This is a genomic window from Leuconostoc falkenbergense, assembly GCF_014634805.1.
GTDB classification, from domain to species: Bacteria; Bacillota; Bacilli; order Lactobacillales; family Lactobacillaceae; genus Leuconostoc; species Leuconostoc falkenbergense.
The window spans coordinates 15,750-41,746 of record NZ_BMBS01000001.1 but is presented as its reverse complement, the minus strand read 5'-3'; the positions used below and the strand labels follow the sequence as shown (position 1 = coordinate 41,746).

Genomic DNA, 25,997 nt, shown 5'->3' with positions numbered 1-25,997 from the left:
TTTCAGCAAACAATAGATAGTAGATGATAGATAAAAGATTGTTTGCCGTGCCGGGCATTATAAAAATATTGGCAACTCTGGTTGTATTTACAGGATTACAAGCATTTGCAATATTGTTTCAGGGTATTTTTCTTGCCAAAGTTCTTGTTGCTTTATGGCAAGGTAATGGTATCACAAGTGTGGTGAATCAAGTGCTTGCTTTTGCGATTGCTTTTTTAGTTCGGCAATTGCTGGTCGTTTTTAAAAATTCATTGATGGCCCACTTTTCAGATCAGGCGGTCGAGTCTTATCGTGTACAATTACTGGCAAAGTACGCGGAAATTGGGCCAAGTGTCATTACAAAATCAGGTACTGGAAATGCGGTTACAACACTTGGCGTTGGCTTAGACAATGTCAAAAATTATTTTCAATTGTTGCTGATTAAAGTTTTTGATTTGAGTATTATTCCATGGTTGATTTTACTTTACATCTTTTTCTTAAAATGGGAACAAGGGTTATTTTTATTATTAATTTTTCCGGTGGTAATTTTATTTTTCATTATTCTTGGTTTAGCTGCACAGAGTAAAGCGGATGCTGAGTTTGCTAATTTTAAAAATTTAAATAATCGTTTTGTGGATGCTTTACGTGGTTTGCCAACATTGAAGCAGCTTGGTTTATCACAATCTTATGGGTCAGAAATTTATAACATTTCAGAGGATTATCGTAAGACGACAATGCGGACACTCCGCATAGCAATCACTTCTACATTTGCATTAGACTTTTTTACCACACTTTCTATTGCAATTGTGGCCGTGTTTTTGGGTTTTGATCTTATGAATGGTAAGATGACACTCTTGCCGGCACTATCTATTTTAATTTTGGCACCAGAATATTTTTTGCCACTACGTAACTTTGCAGATGATTATCATGCAACTTTAAACGGCAAAAATGCTCTGACTGACGTATTAACGGTTATTGATATGCCAAGTGTTCCAGAACAAGATTTGTTGACACTGGCAACGTGGCAAACGAATTCTGAATTAAATTTGGCTGATGTTGCTTTTTCATACGATACGGTACCAACACTAACAAACATTAACGTCAGTGCAAAAGGATATCAAAAAATTGCGATTGTCGGGGAGAGTGGTTCAGGAAAATCAACGCTATTGAAGCTTTTGGGCGGTTTTTTGCAGCCAAATGAAGGCTCAATTATTGTGAATGGTCAAACATTGTCACACCTGACCCAGCAAAATTGGCAAAAACAGTTTTTCTACATGCCGCAATCTCCCTATATTTTTCATGCTTCTTTACGTGATAATATTAAATTTTATACACCAAATACGGATGATGTGACGGTTGAATCAGCTATTGAACGGGCAGGACTGTCTTCTTTGGTTCGTGAAATGCCGGATGGACTCGATACAATGATAGGTGAGAGTGGTCGTCAGCTATCTGGTGGGCAAGCGCAGCGCGTAGCGTTAGCGCGAATGTTACTTGATCCTCAACGAAAAGTGTTGCTTTTTGACGAACCAACTGCTCATTTGGATATTGAAACTGAAGTTGAATTAAAACAAACCATGGCGCCAATTTTAGCAAATCACTTAGTTTTCTTTGCGACACATCGTCTACATTGGTTAGATCAAATGGATTATGTTTTAGTGATAGCAAATGGTCAAATTGTTGAAACTGGTGAGCCTAAAATATTGTTAGCCGATGAAAATAGTGCGCTTAATCACCTACGTCATGAATTGTATCGAGGTAAATTGGTATGAAAAAAATTCAAAAGTTACTTCAAAATGATCATTGGATTATGCCATTTTTGCGGCAACAAAAATCTGGTTTGTTTTGGTCAATATTTTTAAACTTCATGACTACTTTTGCAGCAGGCGCTTTGATGTTTGTCTCTGGATTCTTAATTTCAAGGTCGGCACAACATCCTGAAAATATTTTAATTATTTATGTGCCTATCGTATTAACGCGTGCTTTTGGTATTGCAAGGCCAGTCTTTCGCTATGCGCAACGTTTGGTGTCACACAATTGGGTATTACGTATTGTATCAAAAACAAGGCGACGACTTTATGAGAGTGTTGCGAGCACAGCAGGTAGCATTCGTGGTCGTATGCAGACGGGTGATATACTTAGTTTGTTAGCTGATGATTTAGATCGATTGCAAAATCTTTATCTCAGAACACTATTTCCACTCGGTGCTGGCATCATGTTGTATATTTTTGTCAGCATTGGATTTGGCGTTGTTAATTGGCAATTTATGTTGTGGTGGTTTTTTATACTGGCTGTTATTTTAATCGTGATTCCTTTGCTAAGCTTAAAATGGAATTACAATGGTGTTCGCCGTCAAAAAGCTTTACAGAATCAACTTTATACTGAAGCGACGGATGCTATCTTGGGATTACAGGACTGGGTGCTCTCGGGTAGACAAGCTGATTTGGTCTCACGGCAGGGCAAAGTGATGTCAGAATTGGCTAGTGTTAAAAATAAAAGTATGAAATTTGGGTGGTGGCGTGATTTCTTAATTCAAATGTTGGTATTATTATTGACGATTACAACATTGATTTGGGCGGGCAATCAATTTGCTAATGACCGTGATTTGGTCAACTATATCGCAGCTTTCACATTAGCAATATTCCCATTGGTTGATAGTTTTGTTGGTGTTAATCAAGGCGTTAGTGAAGCATCGGTTTATGAAGATAGTATGACACGCTTGAATCAGTTGCCCGCAGTTAAAAAGATTGAAAGTGCACTAATTCCTAAAAATACGGTAGTGAAATTTGATAAAGTAACGTTTGCTTATGCTGATAAAACAATAATTGATCATTTAGATTTGACAATAACATCAGGCGAAAAAATTGCATTATTGGGCCGTTCGGGTGCTGGTAAAACAACTATATTAAAACTGCTGGCAGGCGATATCAATCCAAATCAAGGCGAAGTTACTATTGGTGGTCAGCCAGTTAGCCAATTACAGCCAAAAATGTCAGAATTGGTAGCTGTTTTGGATCAACAAGCTTATTTATTTGATTCAACAATATTGAATAATGTGCGCATGGGTAATATTCATGCTTCTGATGATGCAGTAGCAGAGGCCATCAAACAAGCTGGTTTACAACCGCTAATTGACGCTTTGCCAGAGGGATATCACACACAAATGCGTGAAGCTGGCGCTCGATTTTCAGGTGGTGAACAGCAACGATTTGCCTTGGCGCGTATTTTATTGCAGGCAGCACCTATTGTTGTTTTGGATGAGCCAACAGTATCTCTTGATCCAAAAACTGAACATGATGTCTTGACACAAATCTTTTCAGTTTTGCAAGATCGTACGATTATTTGGGTAACGCATCATTTGACAGGTATTGAAAATGTTGATAAAGTATACTTTTTAGAAGCAGGCAAATTTGTTTTGTCAGGTAAACCATCACTTCTTCGTGATGAATCAGAAAGATTTAAGCAACTACTACTAATGGATCAATATTAATGGCAAAGAAAAAGCGTCGTAAATCCAAAAAAAAACTGCGCCAACAACGATTATTATGGTTAATCGGTGGCCTTTTTGCTTTGGTGGTCGTTGCCTCTATGGTTTCAGAGACGGTTATTTATCAACGGCAACAAACACAATCAGAGGATGCTGACCATGCTCAAAAAGCTGCTTGGATTAATCAATTAGCACCGTATGCGCGTGAATTGCAAGAAAAATATCATGTCATTGCCTCAATTAGTATTGCGCAAGCCATTTTAGAATCCAATTGGAATACAAGTACATTAGCAACTCAATATCATAATTTATACGGCATCAAGGCAGACGCAGGACAAAAAAGTGTGATATTGCCAACTAAAGAATATGAAAATGGGCAGTGGATCACGATTCAAGGGCGTTTTGCTGCTTACAGTAGTTGGCAAGAGAGTATGAAAGCTCACGCGATGCTCTTGTATCGTGGGACTAGTTGGAATACAAACCAATATCAACACGTTTTGGCGGCAAAGGACTATGCCACTGCTGCACAAGCTTTGACGCAAGATGGCTATGCGACCGATCCTTCCTATGCCAAAAAATTAACTACAATCATTCAAACGTGGCATCTTGATCGATTTGATGTGCCCACAAAATAAAAACTAACAATTTTTGTAATTGTTAGTTTTTATTTTGTTGATTTTTCAAATTCTGATTTAAAAATACCCATCATGAGACTATCATGGTAGCGACCTTCGGCAAAGAAATGTTCTCGCAAGGTTCCCTCAGCGATAAAACCAATTTTTTTATAAATATGAACAGCTGCTGCGTTTTTGACATCGACATACAGATAGACTTTGTGCATATTAAGCACTGTGAAGGCATATTCAATGCCGGCTTTCATCGCACTTTGTGCATAACCATGGCCCTGATATTTACTATGTATAATAATTTGAATTTCAGTATGACGATGAAGCGTGTCGATATCCATTAATTCGACGACACCAATGAACGATTCGTTATCCTCAATAACAAAGCGGCGTTCAGTTTGATCTAAAATATGACGATCATATAAAATTTGTAGTTCGTCAAATGAAGAATAAGGTTCCTCAAACCAAAGTGCCATGACGCGACGAGAATTTTCCTGTTCATAAATATAGGATAAATCTCTTTTCTCTAATGGTCTAAGTTTCATTTTTGATACACTTTCTTTTGTTTTGTCCATAAAATGGGATTTGGTCACTCATAGTTTAACACAATTTGATATTTTATCATAACGGGTAATAAAAAATCCTGATGCAGTGAATAGAGATATCGGCCTATTGGTGGTAAAATAGAAAGAGCTAATTTACAGATAAAGGACAACAATATGCCATTAGAAACACTTGTTTCAGGAATGAATGATCGACAATCAGAAGCAGTACAAACGACACAGGGACCATTATTGATTATGGCTGGTGCTGGCTCAGGAAAAACGCGTGTGTTGACACATCGTATTGCACATCTCATACAAGATTTAAATATTTATCCTTGGCGCATTTTGGCAATTACGTTTACTAATAAAGCAGCACGAGAAATGCGTGAAAGAATTGCCCAACTTGTTGATGCTGAAGTGGCAAAAGAAATTTGGGTATCAACATTTCATGCCTTAGCAGTACGAATTTTGCGACGTGATGGTGAAAATATTGGCTTATCACGTAATTTCACCATTGTTGATACTAGTGCGCAGCGTACTTTGCTCAAAAGAGTGATTAATGATTTAAATCTTGACACAAACCAATATGATCCCAGAACAATTTTAGGGACGATTTCCAATGCCAAAAATGATATGTTGACACCTAAAGCATATGCAAAACAAGCCGGAAATGTTTACGAAGAAACTGTCGCAGAAGTTTATGCTGCCTATCAATCTGAATTACGTCGTGCGCAAAGTGTGGACTTTGATGATTTGATTATGCTGACAATCGATTTGTTCAACCAAGTACCAGATGTATTGTCAAAATATCAAAATCAATTTGAGTATTTACACGTCGATGAGTACCAAGATACAAATGATGCGCAATATACAATTGTTAATATGTTAGCCAAAAGATCACGTAATTTAGCAGTAGTCGGTGATGCAGATCAGTCCATTTATGGCTGGCGTGGCGCTAATATGAATAATATTTTAAATTTTGAGAAAGATTATCCTGATGCGCATACCGTCATGTTAGAGCAAAATTATCGGTCGACACAAAATATTTTGGACGCCGCCAATGCTGTTATTAACAACAATAATGAGCGCATTGACAAAAACTTATGGACTGAAAATGGCAAAGGCGACAAAATAACTTATTATCGTGCACAAAGTGAACGTGACGAGGCTAATTTTGTTTTATCAAATATTCAAAAAATGCGACAAACGGAACAAATGGCGTACAGTGATTTTGCTGTTTTGTATCGTACCAATGCCCAATCACGAGGCATTGAAGAAGCTTTGGTTAAAGCTAATATGCCATATACGATGGTAGGTGGGCATAAATTCTACGAGCGTAAAGAAATTTTAGACATTATGTCGTATATGAATTTAATCACCAATCCATCAGATAATGCTGCGTTTGAACGTATCGTGAATGAACCCAAACGAGGCATTGGCGCAACTTCAATTAATCGTTTACGTGCTTTTGCCAATCGTATGGATTTGTCCTATATGGGTGCCATTGAAAATATTGAACTAGCGCCTGAAATTACAGCAAAAGCCGCTTCTAAGCTGATTAGTTTTGCTGAAATGATGCACAATCTGCGTCAACAAGCTGAGTTCTTGAATGTTACTGAATTAGCAGAAATGGCAATGACGACCTCCGGTTATCGCAAAATGTTAGCAGAAAAAAATGATCCGGAAAGTCAAGGACGTTTAGAAAACTTAGAGGAGTTCTTGTCAGTTACCAAAGAGTTTGATGCTAAATACAATCCAGATGATCCTGATTCAGTTGATCCAATGACAGATTTTCTTGGTTCAACTGCTCTGATGAGCGATTTAGATGATTTTGAAGAAGGTGATGGCGCAGTGACACTAATGACATTACACGCTGCCAAAGGTTTGGAGTTCCCTGTGGTATTTCTTGTCGGCATGGAAGAAGGTATTTTCCCGCTATCGCGTTCAATGATGGATGACGATCAACTTGAAGAAGAACGCAGGTTGGCTTATGTGGGTATTACACGTGCAATGAAAAAGTTGTTCTTAACAAACGCTTATTCACGCTTGCTTTATGGTCGTACACAATCTAATGAAGCGTCGCGTTTCATTGATGAAATATCTCCTGAACTACTCGACATGGTTAATAGTGGATTTAATAGTTCTACTACTTTAGACCGCCATTTACCGTTTGACAATCGTACGCAGCGTGCAACGGCAACAACCTATAAAGCAAGTCCTGTAACAAAAACGACATCAGGTACGACTGGGGCGGATAAAACGCCATGGCGAGCTGGCGATAAAGTATCACACAAAAAATGGGGCATTGGGACAGTGGTCGCCGTTTCCGGAGACGCCCAAGATCAAGAATTGAAAGTCGCTTTTCCTTCTGAAGGGGTTAAGCAACTTTTGGCCGCTTTCGCACCAATTACACGTGTCGAATGACAACATTTATCATTATTAGAGGCAATTCTGGAAGTGGTAAAACCACGTTAGCACAAGCTTTACATGACCAGTGTGATAATAGTTTTCTAATTTCACAAGATATTGTTCGCCGACAAATGCTACAAGTTGATGATCATGCAGGCAATTTAGCCATTAATTTGATGGCCGAATTAATTGAATTTGGTCGTTTGCATGTGGACATTGTGATTTTGGAAGGTATTTTACGGCAAGATGTATATCAAGAAATGTTACAATCTGCTTTAAAAAAGTTTGACGTTGTTATACCCGTCTATTATGATTTGACGTTGCCAGAAACGATTAATCGTCATCGAACAAAAAAATTTGTATCATTTACAGAGTCAGATGTTGCCAAGTGGTATCGAAAAAAAGATTATCTTGGATTGTCAAACGAAATACTCTTTAATCAAACGACTACTCTGAAACAAGCTATCGCAGTTATCATGCAACGAATTAATCATCAGTGAGGTATGAGATGTTACCAGAATTTACACCAATTGAAAAAATGACAACAGAGACAGCGCAGCAAGAAATTGCTCATTTACAGACACAATTAATCAATTATGGTGTTGCCTATTATGAAAACGATGAGCCTTTGGTTGAAGATCATATCTATGATGCCTTATACGCACGGCTTGTTGCGCTGGAAACCGTATTTCCTCAATTTATGACGCCGGATTCACCAACACAAAATGTTGGAGGCGCTGACACCAAATCTGATCTAGCAAAAGTTACCCATCCAGCACCGATGTTGTCACTAGGGGATGTCTTTAGTTTGGCAGAACTCGAGGAGTGGGATGTGCGCACGACCAAATCATTAGGGTTTCAATCAGCGTACAATTTGGAGCTCAAAATTGACGGTTTAGCAGTGGCGCTCACCTACGAACAAGGTAAACTGGTACAGGCCTCAACACGAGGTAATGGTGTTGTTGGTGAAGATGTCACGCGCAATGTGAAAACAATTAAATCAGTGCCACAAACGCTAACAGAGCCACTAACCATTGAGGTACGTGGCGAAATTTATATGCCGAAAAAAAGTTTTGCTAAGTTGAATTTGCAACGAGAAGCTGATGGATTAGAACCTTTTGCAAACCCACGGAACGCGGCAGCAGGTTCATTACGTCAATTAGATGTTAGTATCACGAAATCACGTGAATTATCGGCCTTTGTTTATTACACCGCTGAACCGGAAGTTTTGGGCGCTACAACTCAAAGTGGTGCCTTGGCGCGTTTTGCATCACTTGGTTTACCCACCAATCGTCAAAACCGTGTGATAGAAAAAATGGCAGATATTGCTGACTATATTTCAGAGTACACTGCTAAACGTGATGAGTTGGCATATGGTATTGATGGTGTTGTTGTTAAAGTTAATCAATTAGATTTGCAAATTGATTTAGGCAATACGGTTAAAATTCCTCGTTGGGCAATTGCTTATAAGTTTCCGCCAGAAGAAGCACTGACAGTTGTTAGAGACATTGAATGGACAGTTGGCCGCACTGGCGCAGTGACACCAACTGCTGTGATGGATCCAGTTCAGTTAGCGGGTACAACAGTGCAACGTGCTAGCTTACATAATCCTGATTATTTGAATGAAAAAGGGGTGCGAATCGGTGATACTGTAACACTTCACAAAGCCGGTGATATCATTCCAGAAATCGGGCAAGTGATAGTAGATAAGCGACCAGTTGATAGTACCATCTATGAAATCCCCACTTTTTGTCCAGCTTGTCGATCGGAATTAGTTCATATTGAAGGTGAAGTTGCTTTGCGATGCATCAATCCATTTTGTTCAGCTCAAATTCAAGAAGGGTTAACGCATTTTGCGTCGCGCAATGCGATGAATATTGATGGTATGGGGCCACGTGTTATCGGTCAACTATTGAAAGCAGGATATATTCAAGACGTTGCTTCAATTTACCGGTTGGAATTGTCTCAACTGTTGACATTAGATAAATTCAAGGAAAAATCTGCGGCAAATTTAATCAATGCAATTGCTCAATCGAAAAATAATTCGTTAGAGCGTTTGTTGTTTGGATTAGGCATTCGTATGGTTGGTGCTAAAGCGGCACGCCTAATTGCTGAAAAATTCAAAACACTCACAGCAATAGCAAATGCGGATGTTGATGAAATTTCAGCCATTCCAGGTATTGGTGAAACCATTGCTCAGTCATTAGTACAATACTTCAGCATGCCCGCTGCAGATAAACTTCAGCAAGAGTTAACTGAAGCAGGTGTCAATCAAATTTACTCATCTGGGGTCGAAATTGACGAAAATTCATTTTTTTATGGCAAAAAGGTTGTATTAACTGGTAAACTAGAACAGAGTAGTCGTCCAGTTGCGACTAAGTGGTTGCAAGATCATGGTGCTAGTGTCGCCGGGTCTGTTTCGGCAAAAACTGATTTACTCATCGCCGGTGGCGCTGCTGGTAGTAAGTTAGAGAAAGCAAACGAACTGGGTGTCACGGTTTGGACAGAACAAGCATTTGTTGATGCACAGTTAAAAGAGGATAACAAGTCATGAAACGCATTAGTTTCCGAATTTATATGATAATTGCGGTGGTAGTCTTGGGGGTGGCGGTTGGTGCATTATATTTTTTTAATGCCAATCGGGTCACACCGACAACGACTAAAAAAACTAGTGGGGTACAGATTACACAAAGTACACCCGGTGAGTACCAAACAGTTATTAAGAATGGTCGATATTTAGTGAGCGCCGCACGAGGTATTACTGCTTCTTCTGAGCCGAATAGTCTGGATGTTAAAAATTTTGAATCATCATTACTAGATTTGGCAAAAGACCACTTTAAACCCAGTCGTTATATTTTTCAAGAAGGACAATACTTGGGTTCATCTCTGGTGACAGATTTATTGGGACGCAAAAGTAGTAGTGATACCATTGGCCTTAATCCTGAGGATAATGGTAAAACCGATAGTTCACGCAACCCAATTTATGTACAAACTTTGACGGAACAAGACTTTATGGTCAAGGATGGTAATAGTTTGAAGTTATCAGGTATGATCATTGGTGTTGCAATGAATACACAAGATGAATACCAAAAAGAACAATATGGTGCCACCTACACGCAAAATATATCTGAAGCGGACCGTATTGCTTACGGTAAAAAGATTGCGCCACAGATTTTAAAGCAAGTTCGTGAACAAAAAGGTGTTAGTGATGATACGCCAATCGTGATTGCCATGTATGCTAATTCACAAACAGATTCACTTGCACCAGGTAGTTTCTACGCACAGACAACGAGTGATAAAGGGACAACAATTGAGAAATGGTCCGATATTAACGATCAATCAATTGTATTGCCAAAAGAGTCAACTGATACTTCTAAATTGGGTTCGGATGCTAACACAGGATTTGCTAATTTTAAAAATGACGTTGCCAACTTTTTCCCGAATATTGCAGGAGCAACCGCTGTTGCTGACTTTAAGAATGGTACGTTGTCAAGCATGACAGTCAACGTCACAACGCAATTTTATAGTCAAACCGAAATTGAAAGTTTCACAACTTATATTTCACAATCAGCTTTGAAGTATTTGCCAAGCAATGTGCCAATTAAAATCATTGTACAGACAGCCAATGAAATGCAGGCGATTTTGATTCGCAAGTCTGGTGAAAAAACATTTACAACAACATTATTAGATTGATTATAAAAAGAAGCAAAGGACATTCACTTTGCTTCTTTTTATAATCGATCAATATACACACCGTTTATCCAGCCTTTAGTAGCTAATTTTAACCAAACGACACCGTTGGCATCGTGCAACTCATCTGAGATAGCCACAAAGTCACCATTTAGAACACTGCCAACAGGCAATCCATATGGTGATTCGAAAACTTCCGTTGATTGCCCTGGTAAAAAGTTAACAATGGCGTTAGGTTGATCACTCTCAACTTTTTCAGGATTATTGAAATAGTTGACGTTTGCTTGATCTGGCGCGTTATCTGAAAGAGCCATTTGACTTGAATCGTATCTGAGCCAATGATGATCACCAATTTGATACCAGAATTGACCATTACTGGTAATGACACGAAGATGAGTATTCCAAAATTCTTTGGGTGAAATTGTGGTGATAATTGGACTAAGATCACTAGGGGTTGGATAAACAGGCAGTTTGGTTAACGTTTCTACAAACATATCAATACGATGTACAGCTCGCCAGTCATTAGGACGATAATATAAGACTGATGTTTGTGGTAAATCACCAAAAACGCCCGTCAATTGACCAGAGTTATCAACATATTCATATTGTTTAATCGCAGCCGGTGAAACATGGTAATCAGTACCAGATTTCCCGTCTAATCGACGCGGTTCCTGTAACAGTTCGCCTGTTGCAATATCTTTATCGTAAACCCATACGGGTGCAGTATTTGCCATAGAAGAATCCCCTTTGAATATGTCACCATTATATCACAAACAAAAAAAGACCCGCAGGTCTTCATTATTACTTTTCAACTTGAGCTGGTTCGTTTTGAACTTCACTAATGATAAAGGATCCATCTTGCCAGTCAGCAAATAACTGATGGACAGTTGGATGAGCCAAATAATAGTCAGCAATACCATCGGCAATTTTGTCTTGTAACACTCGACGCAACGGACGAGCACCCATTGAAGGATCGTAGCCCAAAGATACCAATTGCTTTTTCGCAGACTCACTGACTTCGATGTGGAGACCGTTTTCTGATAAATTATCATTCATATTGTCCAACAATAAATCAACGATTTTTAGCAAATGTGCCTGGGATAGTGGTTGGAATTCAACGATATCATCAAAACGGTTCAAAAATTCCGGCCTAAAATAATTTTCTAGTCGCTGCATTAGGCGATTTTGATTATCCACTTGTGCAAATCCGACTGGTGAGTTACCTGTATCTGTTGAACCGGCATTGGATGTCATAATAACAATTGTATCTTTAAAGCTAACAACATGGCCTTGAGCGTCCGTCAAACGACCATCATCCAGAATTTGCAGGAACATATTCATAATATCGGGATGGGCTTTCTCAACTTCATCAAACAGCACTAGTGAATAAGGGTGACGACGGACCTGCTCAGTGAGCTGCCCAGCTTCCTCATAACCAACATACCCTGCGGGAGCGCCAATCATTTTAGATGCAGTGTGTTTTTCCATGTATTCTGACATATCAAAACGAATCATTGCATCTTCACTACCAAACATTTCTTTGGCAAGTTGTTTAGCAGTTTCAGTTTTACCCACGCCAGTTGGACCAACAAATAAAAATGATCCAATTGGGCGACCAGATTTTGTCAAACCAATTCTGTTTCGACGCACTGCTTTAGCAACAGTTTCAACAGCATTTTCTTGACCAACCACATGCTCGGACAAATTTTTGTCCAAGTCTTGTAATTGATTAGCTTCATTTTCTTTCAATTCACCAACCGGGATATCTGTTTTTTCCTCGATGATGTCTAAAATATCTTTCTCGTCAATGTTTTGCGGTTTTGACATTTCTGGATGCGCTTCAACTTGGGCTTTTTGAGACTCGAGTTGATTAACTTGGTCGCGCCAATAACTAGCTTTTTCAAAGTCTTCCTTGTCAATTGCTTCTTGCTTGAAACGATCAGCAGCGTCAATTTTACCTTGAATCGTTTGTGGATCGGCAACATTCATAGTTAAGTTTTTGCGTGAACCAGCTTCATCAATCAAGTCAATGGCCTTGTCCGGCAAAAATCGTTCAGGAATATAACGATCTGATAAATCAACAGCCGCTTTCAAAGCGTCATCTGTATAAATGACGTGGTGATAATCTTGGTATCGTTGGCGAATTCCTTGCAAAATTGTGAGTGTTTCTTCCTTAGTTGGTTCTTCAACTTGAACAGGTTGAAAACGACGGGCGATTGCGCCATCCTTTTCAATTTTACGGTATTCGTTTAAAGTTGTGGCGCCAATCAATTGAAACTCGCCACGAGCAAGAGCTGGCTTTAGAATATTACCAGCATCCATTCCGCCCTCTGCATTACCAGCGCCCATAATTTCGTGAATTTCATCAATAAATAGGATGACATCATCATTGTCTGTCACTTCTTTCATCAATTGACGCATTCTTGCTTCAAATTGACCACGCATGCTCGTGCCTTGAACTAAAGCTGACATATCGAGACGGATAACTTCTTTTTGTTGGAGCTTATCGGGAACTTTACCAGCGACAATAGCTAATGCTAAACCTTCTACAACTGCGGTTTTACCAACGCCGGGTTCACCAATAAGAACTGGATTATTTTTTGTACGTCGGTTTAAAATTTCAATTGTGCGTGACACTTCATTGCCACGTCCGATAACAGGATCGAGCTTGCCATCACGAGCTTGTTGTGTCAAGTTAATGCCATATTCATCAAGTAATTGACGTTTGCTATTTTTATTTTTTTTCGATTGTGTATTTTGTTGACCTTGAACCTGAGCCATTTGTTCGTTCATAGCCCGGAACATGTCGTCTAAGTTATTAAAACCAAAGGGATCTTGTTGTGCCATATTTACTATGCGTATGGCTCGTGTGTGATTCAAAGCCATACTCTCCTTTCATAGGTTATAAGATTATTATATCATAAAGAAAACAAAAAGGTTCAACTAATTAGCACTCAATAAGAATGAGTGCTAAAAATAAATCGTGTTACAATTATAATTGAGGTGAAACATGGATTACACAATAGCATTGAATGATTTGCGTGATGGCAAAATAAATGAAATTAAAATTAACCCAGAAAACTTTCCGGCGTTTCAAAAGGCATGGGCCTCATTTGCGTATCAAAACGCGATTCGAGGTATTGCACATGCTCATGGTCAGGTGACATATGTCCGTGCAAATTAGTATACGAAAAGCAAGTTTTTTATGCTACAATATTATAAGTTAAGTAAAAAATAATATTATTTTAAATGGCAATTAAAGGGGCAGTAACGTGGCATTTTCATTTGGACAACGCAATGTCGGTATTGATTTAGGTACCGCAAACACATATGTATATATCGAAGGTCGTGGCATCGTTTTGCGTGAGCCTTCAGTTGTCGCGCGTAACACTCAAACAAACGAAGTAGTTGCAGTTGGTTCAGAGGCAAAAGACATGTTAGGTCGTACGCCAGCTAGTATTGCAGCGATTCGTCCAATGCGTGATGGTGTTATTGCTGACTATGACACCACAGTTGCTATGATTCGTTATTATTTGCAAAAAGCCCTTGGCGGTCGTATTGGTAAGCCATACGTCACTATTGGTGTACCTTCGGGTGTGACAGCTGTTGAACGACGCGCCGTGATTGATGCAGCACGTGTTGCTGGTGCCCGTGATGCCTACGTCATTGAAGAACCCTTTGCAGCAGCAGTTGGTGCTGGATTACCCGTCATGGACCCAACTGGTTCCATGGTTGTTGACATGGGTGGCGGTACAACAGATGTGGCTACAATTTCTCTTGGTGGCATTGTATCAAGCCGTTCAATTCGTATTGCTGGCGACAAGTTAGATGAAGCTATCGCTAATTTTGTCCGCAATAAATATAATGTCACCATTGGTGAACCAACTGCCGAGCGTTTAAAAATTGAAATTGGTGCTGCTTCGCTGGATTTGGCGAGAACTTTACCAAATGCAACGGTACGCGGTCGTGATTTATTGACAGGACTGCCAAAAACGATTGATGTAACGGCGGAAGATGTTGCTGCCGCTATTCAAGAGCCAGTACAAGAAATCGTTGCAGCTATTCGTGAAACATTAGAATCAACACAACCTGAACTTGCAGCTGATGTTATTGATCACGGTATGGTTTTGACTGGCGGTGGGGCTTTATTGCGTGACATGGATAAAATTATTCAGGAAGCGACCAAAGTACCTGTTTTAATTGCCAACGAGCCATTAGATGCCGTGGCTATTGGCACTGGAGAGGCATTAAAGTCAATTGATGTCATGCGACAAAGTTAATTTTAATTTTGTATTCTAGAGCGTGGCGCTTGCGCTACGCTTTTATATTTTCAGAAATAGACGTTATTTGCGATTAGTGGCATATATTGCTACTTCACGTTTTGGGGAAAAACATGAAAAAAATATTTTCATCACGTACAGTTGTCACATTAATTGTTGGCATTATTGTGATTGTTAGCTTAATAGCAGGATCTAACTGGTGGGCTAAGCGCACAAACACGCCCCCTTTTTTGCAACGGTTTGGGAATGATTTAGCTGGGGGTGTCAGTCGTGTTATCGCTGTTCCTACTACTGCAATTGGGCGGACAGCTAATAGTATCGGTAACTTGCTTGATACTTTTGAAGAAAATAAAGCTTTAAAAGCAAAAATAGACGCTTTTGCACAAGATAAAGTTAGACTTCAAACTGTGCAAGAAGAAAATAAATCTCTTAAAGAGCAGTTAAAGTTAAAAGCAACATTAACAGATTATAAAACAATATCTGCTGTGACAATCAGCCGTTCTCCAACTACTTGGCAGTCACAGCTTGTCATTAATCAAGGCTCAAACGCTGGCCTAAAAAAAGGTATGCCGGTTCTTGCGGGTGCTGGTATTATTGGCCGTATTAGTGAAGTTAATACGACTAATTCGAAAGTAGCCTTAATTTCTGATACGAGTTCTGATGCCAATCGGTTTGCTATCACAATTAAAGGTGACAATGGTGATGTTAACGGGATTGTGACAAGTTTTAATCGCGAAAAGAACCAACTGATCATGGGACAGGTAACCTCTGATAATAAAATTAAAAAAGGTGACTTAGTTGAGACATCTGGATTAGGTGGTGTTATCCCCGCTGGTTTATACGTGGGGAAGGTTGCTAAAGTCAGTACTGATGATTATGGTTTGTCAAAGAAAATTTATATTGAACCGGCTGCTGACTTAGGTAACGTCACAACGGTGATGGTTGCAATTTCTCAGATTGGAGCAAATTAATGGCTTTTTGGCAGCTAACAAGATTACGTGTCATTTATCCTGTGTTGTTTGTACTTACCCTATTTATTGATGGCACTTTAATGTCAGGACTAGGTGGCATATTGACGCATTTTCCTTGGCATGTTTTACCGACCTTGACACTCGGATGGGCGTTTCTTGGTGTGCAATTTGATGTTGATAATGAATTGCCATTATGGTTTTACGTCACGCTCGTTGGTATTTTATTTGATATGTATTATACTGGTATTTTTGGTACTTATACATGTGCTTTCTTGGTGGCAGTTGCAGTTATGAAACAACTTCATCGTGTTTTAGACGAAAGGTTGCTCAGTGGCCTATTTCTCTATTTGGCTGGTTTAGTGGTGTATCTTTTTATTAGTTACTTGGCCGGTTTTATCATTGGGTTAGCTAATATTAGCTTGTTGACGTTCTTGATGTATGAAGTGTTGCCAACAGTATTCTTGAATGTGGGACTAGCAGCAGTAGTTCATTATCCGATTTGGTCTTTTTTTCAATTCTTACGTTGACAAATTAGAAAATCCTAGTATACTTAGAAACATATAATAAAACGTTGAGCGAAAGAGTAATTTTTCATAGTATGAAGAGAGTTTGCGGTTGGTGTGAGCAAGTAACTATGATTGATGAACCACATTCGCGAGTGAGTGATTGAATTGAGTAGGTCATGCCGGTAATGCCCGTTATTGCATACAGTCTTTGACTGATTGAGATGTTGACAGCGATGGCAACATGACCAAGAGGTGGTACCGCGATAAACGCCCTCTGAATACTAATTGTATTTGGAGGGTGTTTTTGTTTAGTGGTAGATTGACTGATTGAGAAGTTTTGTGTGAACAAAACTTAAATTTGGGGTGGCACCACGCATTAGCGTCCTCTTACAATGATGAAATCGTTGTAAGGGGGCGCTTTTCGTTTTATGATATATCAAAATTATAATTAATTTTTCAAAAGGAGTACAGGGCATGAGTTATTTAGCAACAATATTACCGAGTTTGTTATCAGGTTTGAAAATGACATTGGGGATTTTCTTTCTCACTATTATTGGATCAGTACCGCTGGGAATCATTGTATCTTTGGGATTGAAGTCACCATATTTCACTATTAGATGGTTGATTAATGGTTATATTTGGATTATGCGTGGGACACCATTATTGCTTCAGTTGATTTTTATCTACTATGGGCTAGGCATGATTGGTGTGACATTTCCTCGCTTTGAGGCAGCTATAATTGCTTTCATTATTAATTATGCAGCGTACTTGGCTGAAATATTCCGTGGTGGGTTACAGGCGATACCCGTTGGACAATATGATGCTGCTAAAGTGTTAGGATTTAACAAATTTCAGACATTTTTCAAAATCATTTTGCCACAAGTAATCAAAATTGTAGTACCGTCATTTGGTAATGAAGTGATTAATTTAGTTAAAGATACGTCACTTGTTTATGTTATTGGTCTAGGTGATATGCTTCGGGCCGGAAATATTGCTGCAAGTCGTGATGTGACATTAATGCCATACCTGTTAGTTGGTTTGATTTATTTATTAATGACTGCAATCGTGACGTTGCTATTACGTCGTAGTGAAAAAGTACTCAATACTTGGAGGTAACCCAATGTTAACCATTAAAAATTTGACCAAAATGTATGACCAAAATGTCATTTTCAAAAACCTAAATCTGACAGTAAAAGAGGGTGAAGTTCTCAGTATTGTTGGGCCATCTGGTATTGGTAAGACAACTTTGATTAAAATAATGGCGGGATTAGAACCTGCCAATAGTGGTGAAATTACCATTAACAATGAAGCAATTAGTATAGACGGTGAACGTTCAGATGCTAATATTGGACTCATTTTTCAAGATTTTAATCTGTTTCCTAATTTTACAGTAATGGATAACATTACTTTGGCACCTATTAATGTCAATAAAGTGCCAGCTGAAAAAGCTAAAGAACAAGCGCTATCACTTCTAGAGTCACTGGGTATGGCGGACAAAGCTGATTTATATCCATATCAACTCTCAGGTGGTCAAAAGCAACGTGTGGCAATTGCGAGGGCATTAGCCATGAGCCCTAAAATATTGGCTTACGATGAGCCAACAAGTGGTCTGGATGAATCTTCCACTAAACAGGTTGCCGAAGTTGTGAAAACATTAAAATCTCGTGGTGTAACACAAGTTATTATTACCCATGATCAATTTTTTGCAGAGATTGTTTCTGATCGTATTTTTGATTTTGCTAAGGAGGTGGTACGTTAATGCCAAGTCTGAAAAAGAAAATTATTGTCAATAGTATTGTTGGACTAGTATTTCTTGCCATTCTTATATGGGCGGGGCTCGCGTTATCACGACCAACACAAACGAAGACGAGTGATAATCAAACGACTATAGAGACCGACGAGTGGTCAAGAATCAAAAAATCTAAGCAAATTACGATTGGTTTAGATGATACGTTTGTACCTATGGGTTTTCGTGATAAAAATGGTAAACTAGTTGGATTTGATGTTGATATGGCAAATGCTGTTTTCAAAAGTATGGGCATAAAAGTTAAATGGCAGCCAATCGACTGGTCAATGAAGGAAACAGAATTGAACACTGGCAACATTGACGCAATCTGGAACGGTTATACTATTACGGCCGCTAGAAAGAAACAAGTGGCATTTTCCACACCATATCACAAGGCAACACAAGTTTTGGTAACGTTGAAAAAAAATAATATTAACAGTTTTGCTGATATGAAAGACAAGGTTTTGGGTGATCAGACTGCGTCAAGTGGTGATGAAGGATTTAATAAATATCCAAAGGTATTAAAACAGTATGTCAAGGATAATACTGTTGTAGGTTATGACACATTTGACAAAGCATTCAATGATTTGAACGCTGGACGGATTGATGGTCTTTTGATTGACGAAGACTATGCGCGTTATTATGTGGCACATCAGTCTAATCCTAATGATTATACGGTGACCGTTGGCGATTTTCCAACTGACCACACAGGTGTCGGATTCCGAAAATCAGACAAGTCGCTTCGAAAGGCTGTCGATAAAGAATTAGCCATTTTTGAAAAGGATGGTCGTTTACAGAAGTTAAGTACGAAGTGGTTTGGAAAGTAGTTAAAATCATGAAGGCGCCCAATTGGCGCCTTTTTTTGTGTTAAAATATGATTATGCCTAAAACAGTTTAATGGGGGAGATATGCTTAGAGATTCATTTTGGATAATTATAATTTTAACCTTAGTCGTCAATACGGTCGTAGCATTCATTACCGTTTTTCGCCAAAAGCGAGATATTGCGACGATTTGGGCATGGATGTTAGTGTTGCTTTTTCTACCAGTAATTGGATTTGCTATTTTTTTCTTGGCGGGCAGTCGTATCTCTAGCAAAAAAATTTTTCGTTTAAGGACACAAGAGCAGCGTGGTCTTGAACAAATTGCGATTAACCAACGTCATCAATTGGCTGATATCGAAACATTATTACCTATTCCTGAAAGTGCAAGTGAGCTATTGGGTCTATTTTTGACTTCTGACAAATCTGTACTAACACGTGGTAACAAGATTACGATATTCACCGATGGTGAGAGTAAGTTTGAAGCTTTATTTGACGATATACGTGCGGCAAAGGAACATATTCATTTAGAATACTTTACGATCTATGATGATACCATAGGTAACCAGTTAATTGATTTGTTAACCCAAAAGGCCAGTGAAGGCGTTGAAGTGAGAGTCATTTTTGATCAGTTTGGTTCTCATGGGCAACACGTCGATATGTACAAACGTTTACGGGCTGCTGGCGGTGTAGCTGTACCCTTTTTGATGCGTCGTTTTCAAGTTCTGACTTTGCGTTTTAATTTTCGAAATCACAGAAAAATTGCAATTATAGATGGCAAAATTGGCTATATTGGTGGTTTCAATGTTGGGGATCAATATTTAGGAAAATTCAAAAAGTTTGGCAATTGGCGTGACACACATACTAGAATTTCTGGTGATGCGGTGTTATCACTACAAAGTCGCTTTTTAATGGATTGGAATGCCACAGCTGAAGGAAAAGAAATATTGACACAAACGACAGCATACTTTCCTGAAAATTTTTCATTACCGGGCAAGTCTATGATTCAGATTGTTTCAAGTGGACCTGACAATGATATGAAACAAATTAAGCAAGGATTTATGCGAATGTTTGCTTCTGCACGCAAAAAAATTATGATCCAAACGCCTTACTTTATTCCTGATTCACCAGTTTTAGAAACATTGGAAATTGCTATTTTGTCAGGCGTTGAGGTTTGCCTGATGATTCCAAGTATGCCGGATCATCCGTTAGTTTATCGGGCAACTCAGTATTATGCAAAGGAATTAATTGACTTGGGGGCGACGGTTTATCGTTATGATGGTGGATTTCTTCATAGCAAAGTGGTGATGATTGATAATGAGGTGGCCACAGTGGGGTCTGCTAACATGGATATTCGTTCGTTTTCACTTAATTTTGAAGCTAATGCATTCATTTATGATCCAGAATTTGCGGTACAATTAGAGGAACTCTTTTTAAAGGATATTGAGAAATCGACACTTTTGACAGCTGATTATTTTGATCAACAATCTGTCTGGATGAAATTCAAGCAAAAGTTTAGTCGACTATTCTCACCAATACTATGAAAAAATATAGAATCAATTCAGGGGTAAATTTAGTTATTTTACCTACCACACAATTTAAAACATTACATATTGCTGTTGATTTTGTGGCGCCTGCATTAACATCTAATATCAGTGCTAGATCGCTTTTATCTTACCTTATGGCAGTCAGTGCGCGACGATACCCCACACAACAAGACGTGGCGCAAAAAACAATTGATTTATACGGGGCGCAATATCAAACCGATGTGTATCGCTTTGGTCAAACACATCATTTGCGAGTGACGATGCAATTACCAGCTCCTGATTATGTCAGTGATGGTAGCAATTTGTTAGTCAGTGCGTTTGATTTCTTAAAGGATATGATGTTTGATCCACTTGTGGGTGAGCAAAAATTTGATGATGACGTCTTTGCAAAGGAAAAGCAAAGTCTAATTAATGAATTAGAAAGCATTAGTGATGACAAATCACGTTATGCAATCAGCCAATTACGTAATATCACGTATGATGTGCCAAATTTGCAATCGTCATCGGCGGGTGATATTGATTTGGTTAAAAATTTGACATCTGAGTCAGTGTATACTACTTACAAGAATATGATCACTAATGATCTTGTAAATATTGTTGTTTTAGGTGATGTCAACGATAGTGAAGTCGCTTCACTAGTCAGCGGCTGGTCAGTCCCAGCGAGAAGGCTACCGTTTTTACAACCATTTTATCGTCAGGCGTTACGCCCAGCCACTGTCGAAAAAGAAAAACATCTTCAAGACATTAACCAAGCAATGTTGACATTAGCGATGCATCTGGATGTGCCACCGTTGGATAAGCAAAGATTTGCTGCTATGGTGATGAATGCTTTGCTAGGGGGTTCGCCTTTGTCGAAGTTATTTATGAATGTACGTGAAAAGGCCTCCTTAGCATACAGCATTTATTCAAAATGGCAGTACGACACTGGTTTTTTATTAATTGCAGCTGGATTGGATGCTGACAAGGTGGCACAAACAGAGAAAATGATTCATCAAGAAATTTTGGCTATGCAAAACGGTGATTTTGACGAGAAAGTGGTAGCTTCAATTAAAAAAAGTTTGATAAATGATTATCTCAGTCAGCAAGATTCACCTAATAGCCAAATAGAAATCGCTTTTTCACGTTTGTTGACTGGTAGTGAGACCAGTGAATTTGAATGGATTAAGCAAGTACAAGCGGTTACGTCAAATGACATTGCGCTTGTAGCACAAAAGCTTCAGATACAAAGCAGATTCATATTGTTGCCTAAGGAATAGCATGCTAGAAAAGTATTACAAACAACTAAAAGAAAAAGTATTAACCGAGACTATGCCGGATGGTTTAAAAGTGGTAATGGTGGAAAAACCGGATTATCATAAGACGTTTGCTGTTTTGACGACCGACTATGGATCACTCGATGAAAAATATCAAGTAGGGCAAGGTTCACCCAAAAAAATTCCAGCTGGAACTGCTCATTTTTTGGAGCATAAACTTTTTGAAAAAGAAAATGAAGATGCGTTTACACGTTTTGGTCAATTAGGTGCTGACGCTAATGCCTTTACAAATGCATATCAAACCAGCTATTTATTTTCTACGACGCAACATGTTGTACCCGCACTCCAGCATCTTTTGCAATTTGTCCAGACACCTTATTTTAGCGATAAAACTGTTGCAAAGGAACAGGGTATTATCGGGCAAGAAATTCAAATGTACGAAGATGATCCGAATTGGGCCGTTTATATGGGCATTTTGTCTATGATGTATCCAGAATCGCCAATGGCGCATGATATAGCCGGCACACAGCAATCTATTGCGACGATTACACCAGAATTACTATATGATGTCCACCATGCCTTTTATCAACCGAGCCAACTCACACTGCAAGTAATTGGCCATTTTGATAAGCTTGAACTTTTAGAAACAATTAGTCAAACACAACAGCTTTTTGCAAGCAACTCTTCATCAGTCACACGCTTGACGCCAAATCTTCAACCAGCGGTTAATCTGTCTGATACACGTCAGTTTAATATTTCACGGCCCAAGGTTGCGTTTGGTATTCGCATTAATGGCAAGCCGTTGCGTGGTACAATCGTCACTAAACGTACTTTAGCGGTTGATCTAATGTTGGATTTACTCTTTGGTGAGCAGACGGATTGGTATCAAAAGTTGTATAATAAAGGTATTATTGATTCAGAATTTGACACATCTTTTGATTTAATACGTGAATATCAATTTATTAGTATCTTCGCGGAAACGACAGCTTATCAGGCGTTAGAAAAGGCAATTCAAACGCAAATTAATCAATATCGCAGCGCGTTGAAGAATCAAGCCCATAATTTTGAACAACTTAAACGAGCAACCATTGGTGAAGGTATACAACGTCTAAATTCACTTGAAAACATTGCACTTCGAGGAGATGATGCCTTGTCTGGGGCTAATCTTTTTGATAAGATAGAGTTGTTACAAGATTTAACATTTGATGACATTCTTGTAACAGCCGATATAATTTTTCAGGATGCTGTACTGCAACGGTTTGTGTTGCAAAAATAGGTTTTAGGACATTTATGAGTGAAACATTAACAAATCAAATTGGTGAACAATTAAAAGCTGCTCGCCAATCTAAAAATTTATCATTGGATGATATTCAGAATATCACCAAGATTCAACGTCGTTATTTGGTTGCGATTGAGGAAAATAATCTCAGCGTTCTACCGGGTGATTTTTATGTGCGTGCTTTTATTCGTCAATATGCTTTAGCAGTTGGTTTACACCCAGATGAGGTTTTGGGAGAAAAACCACCAGTGTCGATTTCACGTAGTAGTGATTTGAGTCGCGCGCACCAAGATGATGATGGTATTATGCGCGCTGGTATTGATCATACAATGACGGCCAAGTCAAGACTGTCCAATTTTATGCCGACAATCTGGATTGGTTTGTTGATTGTGATTGCATTGGCAGTGATTTGGTTTGTTTTGACTCATGTTGGTACTGGTACATCACAAAACAGTGATAGTGGGAATGTTTCAGTTTCGTCTTCGGCTGTACCGAAATCTTCGTCAAATGCTACATCGTCAAAAAAATCAAGTTCTTCGTCCTCTGCTTCCTCTTCCAGCAAGAAAAAGTTGGATTTAGGCTCTCCCGAAACAAATACAAGTCTACAAACAACCATTTTTAATTTATCTAACGAGAGCACAAAAAAGCATACTGTTGTGATTAAGGCACAGAGTACCGGGACAACTGTTAAGGTTAGTGATGGCAATAGCAATATATTATTAAATGAGACAGTTTCGGCTGGTAATGATAAAACAGTAGAGATTCCATCTGGTACAACTTCTTTCAATGTACAATTTACTAATGTTAGCAACGCAACTTTAACTGTGGACGGTGAAACTGTGCCAGTGGATGGTGCTACTACTGCCTTTTGGAATGTTTTATTTAATCTAAATAAATAGAAGGATTTTTCATGAATTTACCTAATAAATTAACAGTTTTTCGTATTATTTTAATTCCAATTTTTATCTTGTTATTAACATTGCCGTTGGATTGGGGAAATGTGAAATTGGCGGGTACTACAGTGCCCACCACATGGTTAATTGCAGCAATTGTATTTGCAAGTGCTGCAATCACGGATTTTCTAGATGGCAAAATTGCACGCAGTCAGCACTTAGTAACCAATTTTGGCAAGTTTGCAGATCCGTTGGCGGACAAACTGTTGGTAATGACAGCATTGATTTTTCTAACCAGCTTTGGCGTTGTACCGGCATGGATGACAGCAGTTATTGTGATTCGCGAACTGGCTATTACTGGTTTAAGGACACTAATTGTTGAAAATAATGGTCAAGTGTTGGCAGCGCAAATGCCCGGCAAAATAAAAACATTTTCTCAAATGTTTGCTATTTTCTTTTTGTATATTCACAATGCACCGTTTGCCACAATTGGCTTTCCAATTGGAGACATCTTATTGTGGGTAGCGGTAATATTCACGATATATTCTGGATTAGACTACTTTTGGCAAAATAGAGTTGTTTTCTCAGATGGTTTATAGTACGTTTTCAAAGCGCTTGAAGCGCTTTTTTCGTATAACAAAGTATGAACAAAAGATAACGAACAAATGTTCGAAAAAGACTTGCTTTTGATTCTAGAAACAGTTACACTAATCAAGTAAGATAAAAGGAGTTTGCCGCATGATAACAAAAAAGACGACAAAAAAAGATGACAAAGCTAAAAAGGATGGCCGTCAGGCTGCATTAAATGAAGCGCTAAAAAAAATTGAAAAAAATTTTGGTAAGGGCTCAGTGATGACTTTAGGAGACAATGCGCTGACGCAAGTGGAAACAATTCCTTCCGGATCTGTTAAGTTAGATATCGCGTTGGGAGTTGGTGGATATCCTAAGGGTCGTATTATTGAGGTTTATGGACCGGAATCTTCTGGAAAAACGACGATTGCGCTACATGCTGTTGCTGAGGTGCAAAAGCAGGGAGGCACAGCAGCGTATATTGACGCTGAAAATGCCTTGGATGTTAAGTATGCAGAGGCTTTAGGCGTTAAAAAAGATGAGCTATTGCTTTCTCAGCCTGACACGGGTGAACAAGGTCTAGAAATTGCTGATGCATTAGTTCAATCTGGTGCGGTTGATATGATTGTGATTGATTCTGTTGCTGCGCTGGTCCCTAGAGCCGAAATTGAAGGTGAAATGGGTGACGCACACGTCGGTCTTCAGGCACGTTTAATGAGTCAGGCATTAAGAAAACTTGCTGGTACGCTAAATCGTACAGGGACCATTGCTATATTTATTAACCAAATTAGAGAAAAGGTCGGGGTAATGTTTGGTAACCCTGAAACGACACCTGGTGGTCGCGCACTCAAGTTTTATTCAACGGTTCGTCTAGAGGTTCGTCGCTCGACACAAATTAAAGATGGTACTGATGTGACCGGTAATTTAACGAAAGTTAAGGTTGTAAAAAATAAGGTTGCGCCGCCGTTTAAGGTAGCAGAAGTAGATATTATGTATGGTAAGGGAATTTCACAGACTGGTGAAATTTTAGACTTAGCAGTTGATCAGGATATTGTTGATAAAGCTGGTGCTTGGTATGCATATGAGGGCGAACGAATTGGTCAAGGTCGAGAAAAAGCTAAGGATTACCTTGATGATCCTGATCATGCTGATTTGAGACAAGAACTTTATGTTAAGGTTCGGCAAGCATACGGTATTAATAATGATGGCGACAATGTTACTACAACCTCAGATGTGCCTGAAGAAAAGGATGGTGCGGTTAGTCAAACTGCAGACTTGGATTTGGGCATTGATGATGATCTAACAGATGAACCAATTGTATAAGTTATGTAAACATTTCGGAAAAACGCTAGGGCGT

23 protein-coding genes and 1 other annotated feature are annotated in these 25,997 nt (G+C 38.9%); of the genes, 20 read left to right on the top strand and 3 right to left on the bottom strand.

Features of this window, described 5'->3' with window-relative positions:
* The first annotated feature begins 23 nt into the window (after positions 1–23).
* Genes cydD through IEU71_RS00255 form a run of 3 tightly spaced genes read left to right on the top strand, consistent with a single transcriptional unit; the run spans position 24 to position 4,101 of the window.
* The gene (gene cydD, locus IEU71_RS00265; RefSeq protein ID WP_004910852.1) at positions 24–1,751 is read left to right on the top strand and encodes a thiol reductant ABC exporter subunit CydD; all 1,728 of its coding nucleotides are present in this window, start codon (positions 24–26) and stop codon (positions 1,749–1,751) included.
* Entirely contained in the window at positions 1,748–3,469 is a 1,722-nt protein-coding gene (gene cydC, locus IEU71_RS00260) for a thiol reductant ABC exporter subunit CydC (RefSeq protein WP_004910854.1), read from the top strand. Before cydD ends, cydC begins: the two co-directional genes overlap by 4 nt.
* On the top strand, positions 3,469–4,101 hold the full coding sequence (locus IEU71_RS00255) for a glycoside hydrolase family 73 protein (RefSeq protein ID WP_004910855.1): 633 nt from the start codon (positions 3,469–3,471) through the stop codon (positions 4,099–4,101). Before cydC ends, IEU71_RS00255 begins: the two co-directional genes overlap by 1 nt.
* A gap of 29 nt (positions 4,102–4,130) precedes the next feature.
* Here IEU71_RS00255 and IEU71_RS00250 read toward each other — a convergent pair whose 3' ends face one another.
* Entirely contained in the window at positions 4,131–4,637 is a 507-nt protein-coding gene (locus tag IEU71_RS00250) for a GNAT family N-acetyltransferase (protein WP_036067043.1), read from the bottom strand.
* Positions 4,638–4,811: 174 nt separating this feature from the next.
* Between IEU71_RS00250 and pcrA the strand changes: the two genes are divergently transcribed.
* From pcrA to IEU71_RS00230, 4 genes are read left to right on the top strand one after another with little or no spacing between them, the layout of a single operon-like run.
* Positions 4,812–7,061: a DNA helicase PcrA gene (pcrA, locus tag IEU71_RS00245; protein ID WP_004914291.1), complete on the top strand. Its 2,250-nt coding sequence runs from the start codon at positions 4,812–4,814 to the stop codon at positions 7,059–7,061.
* Positions 7,058–7,546, top strand: a complete 489-nt coding sequence (locus tag IEU71_RS00240; protein WP_004914294.1) for an AAA family ATPase — start codon at positions 7,058–7,060, stop codon at positions 7,544–7,546. The genes pcrA and IEU71_RS00240 overlap by 4 nt, the downstream gene beginning before the upstream one ends.
* Positions 7,547–7,554: 8 nt before the next feature.
* Positions 7,555–9,600: an NAD-dependent DNA ligase LigA gene (gene ligA / locus IEU71_RS00235; RefSeq protein WP_004914297.1), complete on the top strand. Its 2,046-nt coding sequence runs from the start codon at positions 7,555–7,557 to the stop codon at positions 9,598–9,600.
* Positions 9,597–10,739: a CamS family sex pheromone protein gene (locus tag IEU71_RS00230; RefSeq protein ID WP_004914301.1), complete on the top strand. Its 1,143-nt coding sequence runs from the start codon at positions 9,597–9,599 to the stop codon at positions 10,737–10,739. The genes ligA and IEU71_RS00230 overlap by 4 nt, the downstream gene beginning before the upstream one ends.
* 38 nt (positions 10,740–10,777) lie before the next feature.
* On the opposite strand, the gene IEU71_RS00225 is transcribed toward IEU71_RS00230, so the two are convergent.
* Positions 10,778–11,470 (bottom strand): MucBP domain-containing protein, encoded by a 693-nt coding sequence (locus tag IEU71_RS00225; RefSeq protein WP_004914302.1) that lies wholly within the window; start codon positions 11,468–11,470, stop codon positions 10,778–10,780.
* 67 nt (positions 11,471–11,537) lie between these two features.
* Positions 11,538–13,583 (bottom strand): ATP-dependent Clp protease ATP-binding subunit, encoded by a 2,046-nt coding sequence (locus IEU71_RS00220; protein WP_036067736.1) that lies wholly within the window; start codon positions 13,581–13,583, stop codon positions 11,538–11,540.
* 163 nt (positions 13,584–13,746) lie between these two features.
* Between IEU71_RS00220 and ykzS the strand changes: the two genes are divergently transcribed.
* From ykzS to recA, 13 genes are all read left to right on the top strand, one after another.
* Positions 13,747–13,920: a protein YkzS gene (gene ykzS / locus IEU71_RS00215; RefSeq protein WP_004914310.1), complete on the top strand. Its 174-nt coding sequence runs from the start codon at positions 13,747–13,749 to the stop codon at positions 13,918–13,920.
* 88 nt (positions 13,921–14,008) lie between these two features.
* The gene (locus IEU71_RS00210; protein ID WP_004914314.1) at positions 14,009–15,016 is read left to right on the top strand and encodes a rod shape-determining protein; all 1,008 of its coding nucleotides are present in this window, start codon (positions 14,009–14,011) and stop codon (positions 15,014–15,016) included.
* A 113-nt stretch (positions 15,017–15,129) separates the two neighbouring features.
* Positions 15,130–15,987 (top strand): rod shape-determining protein MreC, encoded by an 858-nt coding sequence (mreC, locus tag IEU71_RS00205; RefSeq protein ID WP_004914316.1) that lies wholly within the window; start codon positions 15,130–15,132, stop codon positions 15,985–15,987.
* Positions 15,987–16,514 carry a rod shape-determining protein MreD gene (mreD, locus tag IEU71_RS00200; protein ID WP_004914318.1) on the top strand — a complete coding sequence of 176 codons (528 nt, stop codon included), beginning with the start codon at positions 15,987–15,989 and terminating at the stop codon, positions 16,512–16,514. Before mreC ends, mreD begins: the two co-directional genes overlap by 1 nt.
* A gap of 35 nt (positions 16,515–16,549) precedes the next feature.
* Positions 16,550–16,883, top strand: a binding site (T-box leader).
* An 84-nt stretch (positions 16,884–16,967) separates the two neighbouring features.
* Complete coding sequence (locus IEU71_RS00195) at positions 16,968–17,609, top strand: amino acid ABC transporter permease (RefSeq protein ID WP_004914322.1); 642 nt, start codon at positions 16,968–16,970, stop codon at positions 17,607–17,609.
* A 4-nt stretch (positions 17,610–17,613) separates the two neighbouring features.
* Positions 17,614–18,252, top strand: coding sequence for an amino acid ABC transporter ATP-binding protein (locus tag IEU71_RS00190; protein ID WP_004914323.1), 639 nt, complete (start codon positions 17,614–17,616; stop codon positions 18,250–18,252).
* The gene (locus IEU71_RS00185; RefSeq protein WP_004914328.1) at positions 18,252–19,106 is read left to right on the top strand and encodes an amino acid ABC transporter substrate-binding protein; all 855 of its coding nucleotides are present in this window, start codon (positions 18,252–18,254) and stop codon (positions 19,104–19,106) included. The genes IEU71_RS00190 and IEU71_RS00185 overlap by 1 nt, the downstream gene beginning before the upstream one ends.
* 81 nt (positions 19,107–19,187) lie before the next feature.
* Positions 19,188–20,642, top strand: coding sequence for a cardiolipin synthase (gene cls, locus IEU71_RS00180; protein WP_004914332.1), 1,455 nt, complete (start codon positions 19,188–19,190; stop codon positions 20,640–20,642).
* Complete coding sequence (gene yfmF / locus IEU71_RS00175) at positions 20,639–21,901, top strand: EF-P 5-aminopentanol modification-associated protein YfmF (RefSeq protein ID WP_004914334.1); 1,263 nt, start codon at positions 20,639–20,641, stop codon at positions 21,899–21,901. The genes cls and yfmF overlap by 4 nt, the downstream gene beginning before the upstream one ends.
* Position 21,902: 1 nt before the next feature.
* Positions 21,903–23,174, top strand: coding sequence for an EF-P 5-aminopentanol modification-associated protein YfmH (gene yfmH, locus IEU71_RS00170; protein WP_004914336.1), 1,272 nt, complete (start codon positions 21,903–21,905; stop codon positions 23,172–23,174).
* 14 nt (positions 23,175–23,188) lie between these two features.
* Complete coding sequence (locus tag IEU71_RS00165; RefSeq protein ID WP_004914338.1) at positions 23,189–24,076, top strand: helix-turn-helix domain-containing protein; 888 nt, start codon at positions 23,189–23,191, stop codon at positions 24,074–24,076.
* Positions 24,077–24,087: 11 nt separating this feature from the next.
* A complete protein-coding gene (gene pgsA / locus IEU71_RS00160) occupies positions 24,088–24,669 on the top strand; it encodes a CDP-diacylglycerol--glycerol-3-phosphate 3-phosphatidyltransferase (RefSeq protein WP_004914341.1) in 582 nt (193 codons plus the stop codon).
* A 139-nt stretch (positions 24,670–24,808) separates the two neighbouring features.
* Entirely contained in the window at positions 24,809–25,963 is a 1,155-nt protein-coding gene (gene recA, locus IEU71_RS00155) for a recombinase RecA (protein WP_004914345.1), read from the top strand.
* The last annotated feature ends 34 nt before the right edge of the window (positions 25,964–25,997 follow it).

Excerpts from the sequence above, each read along its gene's own strand:
- cydD (WP_004910852.1), top strand. The coding sequence starts at position 24 with ATGATAGATAAAAGATTGTTTGCCGTGCCGGGCATTATAAAAATATTG.
- cydC (WP_004910854.1), top strand. The coding sequence starts at position 1,748 with ATGAAAAAAATTCAAAAGTTACTTCAAAATGATCATTGGATTATGCCA.
- IEU71_RS00255 (WP_004910855.1), top strand. The coding sequence starts at position 3,469 with ATGGCAAAGAAAAAGCGTCGTAAATCCAAAAAAAAACTGCGCCAACAA.
- IEU71_RS00250 (WP_036067043.1), bottom strand. The coding sequence starts at position 4,637 with ATGAAACTTAGACCATTAGAGAAAAGAGATTTATCCTATATTTATGAA.
- pcrA (WP_004914291.1), top strand. The coding sequence starts at position 4,812 with ATGCCATTAGAAACACTTGTTTCAGGAATGAATGATCGACAATCAGAA.
- IEU71_RS00240 (WP_004914294.1), top strand. The coding sequence starts at position 7,058 with ATGACAACATTTATCATTATTAGAGGCAATTCTGGAAGTGGTAAAACC.
- ligA (WP_004914297.1), top strand. The coding sequence starts at position 7,555 with ATGTTACCAGAATTTACACCAATTGAAAAAATGACAACAGAGACAGCG.
- IEU71_RS00230 (WP_004914301.1), top strand. The coding sequence starts at position 9,597 with ATGAAACGCATTAGTTTCCGAATTTATATGATAATTGCGGTGGTAGTC.
- IEU71_RS00225 (WP_004914302.1), bottom strand. The coding sequence starts at position 11,470 with ATGGCAAATACTGCACCCGTATGGGTTTACGATAAAGATATTGCAACA.
- IEU71_RS00220 (WP_036067736.1), bottom strand. The coding sequence starts at position 13,583 with ATGGCACAACAAGATCCCTTTGGTTTTAATAACTTAGACGACATGTTC.
- ykzS (WP_004914310.1), top strand. The coding sequence starts at position 13,747 with ATGGATTACACAATAGCATTGAATGATTTGCGTGATGGCAAAATAAAT.
- mreC (WP_004914316.1), top strand. The coding sequence starts at position 15,130 with ATGAAAAAAATATTTTCATCACGTACAGTTGTCACATTAATTGTTGGC.
- mreD (WP_004914318.1), top strand. The coding sequence starts at position 15,987 with ATGGCTTTTTGGCAGCTAACAAGATTACGTGTCATTTATCCTGTGTTG.
- IEU71_RS00195 (WP_004914322.1), top strand. The coding sequence starts at position 16,968 with ATGAGTTATTTAGCAACAATATTACCGAGTTTGTTATCAGGTTTGAAA.
- IEU71_RS00190 (WP_004914323.1), top strand. The coding sequence starts at position 17,614 with ATGTTAACCATTAAAAATTTGACCAAAATGTATGACCAAAATGTCATT.
- IEU71_RS00185 (WP_004914328.1), top strand. The coding sequence starts at position 18,252 with ATGCCAAGTCTGAAAAAGAAAATTATTGTCAATAGTATTGTTGGACTA.
- cls (WP_004914332.1), top strand. The coding sequence starts at position 19,188 with ATGCTTAGAGATTCATTTTGGATAATTATAATTTTAACCTTAGTCGTC.
- yfmF (WP_004914334.1), top strand. The coding sequence starts at position 20,639 with ATGAAAAAATATAGAATCAATTCAGGGGTAAATTTAGTTATTTTACCT.
- yfmH (WP_004914336.1), top strand. The coding sequence starts at position 21,903 with ATGCTAGAAAAGTATTACAAACAACTAAAAGAAAAAGTATTAACCGAG.
- IEU71_RS00165 (WP_004914338.1), top strand. The coding sequence starts at position 23,189 with ATGAGTGAAACATTAACAAATCAAATTGGTGAACAATTAAAAGCTGCT.
- pgsA (WP_004914341.1), top strand. The coding sequence starts at position 24,088 with ATGAATTTACCTAATAAATTAACAGTTTTTCGTATTATTTTAATTCCA.
- recA (WP_004914345.1), top strand. The coding sequence starts at position 24,809 with ATGATAACAAAAAAGACGACAAAAAAAGATGACAAAGCTAAAAAGGAT.